This window comes from Allobosea sp. CER48 (genome assembly GCF_044752385.1).
Classification (GTDB): Bacteria; Pseudomonadota; Alphaproteobacteria; order Rhizobiales; family Beijerinckiaceae; genus Allobosea.
Genome location: NZ_JBIWYK010000288.1, coordinates 1 through 4,128, shown reverse-complemented (window position 1 = coordinate 4,128; position 4,128 = coordinate 1). Strand labels below are relative to the sequence as shown.

Annotated in this window: 6 protein-coding genes; all 6 read right to left on the bottom strand. The window is 65.2% G+C overall.

Annotated features, from left to right (window positions below; all coding sequences use genetic code 11):
* The coding region (locus ACIPIA_RS11430; RefSeq protein ID WP_400509566.1) for a hypothetical protein at window positions 1–228 on the bottom strand (228 nt) is incomplete at its 3' end.
* A gap of 41 nt (window positions 229–269) precedes the next feature.
* Entirely contained in the window at window positions 270–743 is a 474-nt protein-coding gene (locus tag ACIPIA_RS11425) for a type II toxin-antitoxin system RatA family toxin (protein WP_400509565.1), read from the bottom strand.
* 13 nt (window positions 744–756) lie between these two features.
* A complete protein-coding gene (lipA, locus tag ACIPIA_RS11420) occupies window positions 757–1,764 on the bottom strand; it encodes a lipoyl synthase (RefSeq protein ID WP_400509563.1) in 1,008 nt (335 codons plus the stop codon).
* A gap of 101 nt (window positions 1,765–1,865) precedes the next feature.
* Complete coding sequence (locus tag ACIPIA_RS11415; RefSeq protein ID WP_400509561.1) at window positions 1,866–2,123, bottom strand: GlsB/YeaQ/YmgE family stress response membrane protein; 258 nt, start codon at window positions 2,121–2,123, stop codon at window positions 1,866–1,868.
* Between the two features lie 81 nt (window positions 2,124–2,204).
* Window positions 2,205–2,546: a GlsB/YeaQ/YmgE family stress response membrane protein gene (locus tag ACIPIA_RS11410; RefSeq protein WP_400509559.1), complete on the bottom strand. Its 342-nt coding sequence runs from the start codon at window positions 2,544–2,546 to the stop codon at window positions 2,205–2,207.
* A gap of 89 nt (window positions 2,547–2,635) precedes the next feature.
* Window positions 2,636–4,075 (bottom strand): dihydrolipoyl dehydrogenase, encoded by a 1,440-nt coding sequence (gene lpdA, locus ACIPIA_RS11405; protein WP_400509557.1) that lies wholly within the window; start codon window positions 4,073–4,075, stop codon window positions 2,636–2,638.
* Between the last annotated feature and the right edge of the window lie 53 nt (window positions 4,076–4,128).

Below are 4,128 nucleotides of genomic sequence, written 5' to 3'. Positions count from 1 at the left end.
ATGCGCGTAGGCGTAGCCCAGCAGCAGGACGCTCTGGAAGAAGACCATCGCGACGGACCAGACCCCGGGCGAGCCGCCCAGCTTCGGGAGAACCATCTTCGCGAACATCGGCTGGATGCCGAAGAGCAGGAAAGCCGAGGCGAAGATCGTTGCGATGAAGACGGGTAGCGTCGCCGCGTCGCGACGTACTCTCAGGTCGCGGCTGACCTGCGTGGCGGAGGCGTCCATGAGCATTCCCCAGCGAATGCCCGAACAATGCTCGAAAGAGCTTAAAGGCCCGTCACTGCCCCAGAAGGCCGGCCATAGACCAGATCCGCGCGCTTCTCGAAGGCTTCCGAGAACTTGTGGAAGGCCTTGTCGAACATTGCGCCCATCAGCAGGCCGAGCATGCGGCTGGCGAACTCGTAGGAGATGAAGAAGCCGACCTCGCAGCCCGCCTCGATCGGCTTGAAGGTCCAGCGGTTCTCCAGATGGCGAAACGGACCGTCGACATATTCGACGAGGACCTTGAGATTCGCAGGATCGAGCGTGACGCGGCTGGTAAAGGTCTCGCGGATCGCCTTGTAGCCCACGGTCATGTCGGCCAGCAGCACCTCGCCGCCGCCTTCGCGCGGCGTGCGCCGGCGCACCGTCAGCCCCTCGCACAGCGGCAGGAACTGCGGATATTTCTCGACGTCGGCCACGAGCGCGAACATCTGCTCGGGCGAGTGCTTCACCCGGCGGGTGCTGTTGAACATCGGCATGGGTCGGGAGCCGCTACTGGCCCAGCCGCGCAGCCCGGTTCGCGCGCAGCCGCGCGAAATCCTCGCCAGCATGATGCGAGGAGCGGGTCAACGGCGTCGACGACACCATCAGGAAGCCCTTGGCGTAGGCGATGGTCTCGAAGCTCTTGAACTCGTCGGGGGTGACGAAGCGGATCACGGCATGGTGCTTGCGCGACGGTGCGAGGTACTGGCCGATCGTCATGAAGTCGACCTCGGCCGAGCGCAGGTCGTCCATCAGCTGCAGGACCTCGTTCCGCTCCTCCCCGAGGCCGACCATGATGCCGGACTTCGTGAAGATCGTCGGATCGAGCTCCTTCACGCGCTGCAGCAGCCTGAGCGAGTGGAAGTAGCGCGCGCCGGGCCGCACCTTCAGATACTTGCCCGGTACAGTCTCCAAGTTGTGGTTGAACACGTCGGGTTTCGCCGCCACGACAACCTCGAGGGCTCCCGGCTTGCGCAGGAAGTCCGGCGTCAGGATTTCGATTGTGGTGCCGGGCGAGGCCTTGCGGATCGCGCGGATGACCTGGGCGAAATGCTCTGCACCGCCATCCTTCAGGTCGTCTCGGTCGACCGAGGTGATGACGACGTGCTCGAGCCCGAGCTTGGCGACGGCGTCAGCGACCTTGCGCGGCTCTTCCAGATCGAGCGGCTGCGGCACGCCGGTCTTGACGTTGCAGAAGGCACAGGCGCGCGTGCAGGTGTCGCCCATGATCATGAAGGTGGCGTGCTTCTTCTCCCAGCACTCGCCGATATTGGGGCAGCCCGCCTCCTCGCAGACCGTGACCAACTTCTCGGCCTTCACGATCGCCTTGGTCTCGGCCCATTTCGGCGAGCCCGGCGCCTTGACGCGGATCCAGTCCGGCTTGCGCAGCACTGGGTTCTCCGGGCGCTTCTGCTTCTCCGGATGGCGCACTTCGCCAGCAGGCAGGGCCGGCTGCGCCTTCGGATTGCCGGCATTGGGCCGGGGATCGCGGTTCAGCAGGTCGAGAACAAGCGCCATTTCAGGGTCCGGGCTTCATTGAGCGGGAGCTGGCAGGGCCGGCTCCCCTCTAGCTAATCTTCAAAGGCCGCTCTCGCAACTGCGAGGCGCGGAACGGGTCGTCAGTTGCGGCCGCGGGCCGCATTCCAGATTGCGATGATGATGACGGCGCCGGCGATAGCGGCCGCCAGCGTGCGCCAGAAGCCGAAAATCGGAACGGCCAGCAATTCCGCCACCCGCGCCCCGACGAAGGAACCGGCGACGCCGACCAGCATGTTGGTGAACAGGCCGTGGTCGGACGAGGTCAGGCGTTCGGCAATCCAGCCGGCGAGGATGCCGATGAACAGTGTCATGAAGAAGCCGTAGCCCGGCTGGGCCATGGTCGCGGCAAAACTCTCCATCGCAGAAGCCCCCTAGCCGTTGGCGCTCGCGCGCCGTGAATCTCGGCATCGCCCCGCCAATCAGGCGATGAAGCGCGCCAGCAGGATCACCAGGATCGCCCCGAGCACGGCCATCCCCGCATCGTCGAGAAAGGCATAGCCGGTCTTCAGCCGCCAACCGGTCAACCTGACGATGCCCTGACCGACCAGCATGCCGAGCACGCCGACGACGGCGTGCCGGATCAACCCGCCGCCGCCAACCACAAGGCTGGCGACGAAACCCGTGATCGTACCGAATGCCACGGTCGGAACGATGACACTCCAGTCGAGGGCGAGGTCGCGGCGCTGCGGCGGCAGGACCTCGACCTCCTCGTCGCGGACGACGCGATCGGCCTTGGACGATTTGCGGGTGCGTGGTGGCATGGCTGAAATATGCCTGCAAATCGGGTCCCGGTCACCCCGACCGGCCCCTTCAAGCGAGGCTTGGGCCGGAGCGGGCCGGACTGGCAGCCTCAGGCGTTCAGTACCTTGCCATAGGCGTCGAGCACGCTCTCCTTCATCACTTCCGAGAGGGTCGGATGCGGGAAGATCGTGTGCATCAGCTCTTCCTCGGTCGTCTCGAGGTTCATCGCGACGACGAAGCCTTGGATCAGCTCGGTGACCTCCGGGCCGACCAGATGCGCGCCAAGCAGCTTACCGGACTTGGCGTCGAAGATCGTCTTCGCCAGACCGCTGTCCTCGCCCAGCGCCACGGCCTTCCCGTTCGCGACGAAGTTGAAACGTCCGACCTTGATCTCGTGGCCGGCGGCCTTGGCCTTGGCCTCGGTCAGGCCGACGCTGGCGATCTGCGGGTGGCAATAGGTGCAGCCCGGGATCATCAGCTTGTCCATGGGGTGCGGGTGCAGGCCCTTGATCGCCTCGACGCAGATCACCGCCTCGTGCTCGGCCTTGTGCGCCAGCATCGGCGGGCCGGCCACGTCGCCGATCGCGTAGACGCCCTTGATGTTGGTGCGGCAGAAATCGTCGATGACGATACAGCCGCGATCGGTCTTCACGCCCAGCGCTTCCAACCCGATATTCTCGATGTTGCCGACGACGCCGACCGCCGAGATCATGCGGTCGGCCGTGATCGTCTGCTTGCCGCCCTTCTCGTCCTCGATATGGGCAGTGATCGAATCCGCCCCCTTCTCGACCTTCGTCACCTTGGCGCTGGTGATGATCTTCATGCCCTGCTTCTCGAAGGCTTTGCGTGCGAAGGCGCCGATCTCGGCATCCTCCACGGGCACGACCTGCGGCAGCACCTCGACGACGGTCACCTCGACGCCCATCGTCCGGTAGAAGGACGCGAACTCGATCCCGATGGCGCCCGAACCCATGACGAGCAGCGATTTCGGCATCTTCGCCGGGACCATCGACTCGAAATAGGTCCAGATCAGCTTGCCGTCCGGCTCGAGACCGGGCAGCGCGCGCGGCCGCGCACCGGTCGCGACGATGATGTGATCGGCGGTGTAGGTGCCCTCGCCCTTGGCGTTCTTCGGAATCGGGCCCTGCGGCTGCATCGCCGCCTTCTTCGTCGGCGCCACGGCGATCGTGCCGGGCTTGGTAAGCTTGGCCTCGCCCCAGATCACGTCGACCTTGTTCTTCTTCATCAGGAACTGGACGCCGTTGTTCATCCGCACGGCGATGCCGCGCGAACGCTGCACGACGGCCTCCAGATCGGCCTTGAACGAGCCTTCCAGGACAAGCCCGTAATCCTTGGCATGCTGGCCATAATGCATGATCTCGGCCGAGCGAAGCAGCGCCTTGGTCGGGATGCAGCCCCAGTTCGAGCAGATTCCGGCGAGATGCTCGCGCTCGACGATCGCGGTCCTGAAGCCGAGTTGGGCGGCCCGGATCGCGGCGATATAGCCGCCGGGGCCGGAACCGATGACGATGATGTCGTAGTCAGCCATTGAGGATACCTCGGCTCTTCCCTCCCGTCGCGGGAGGCGTTGATCTTGCGGGG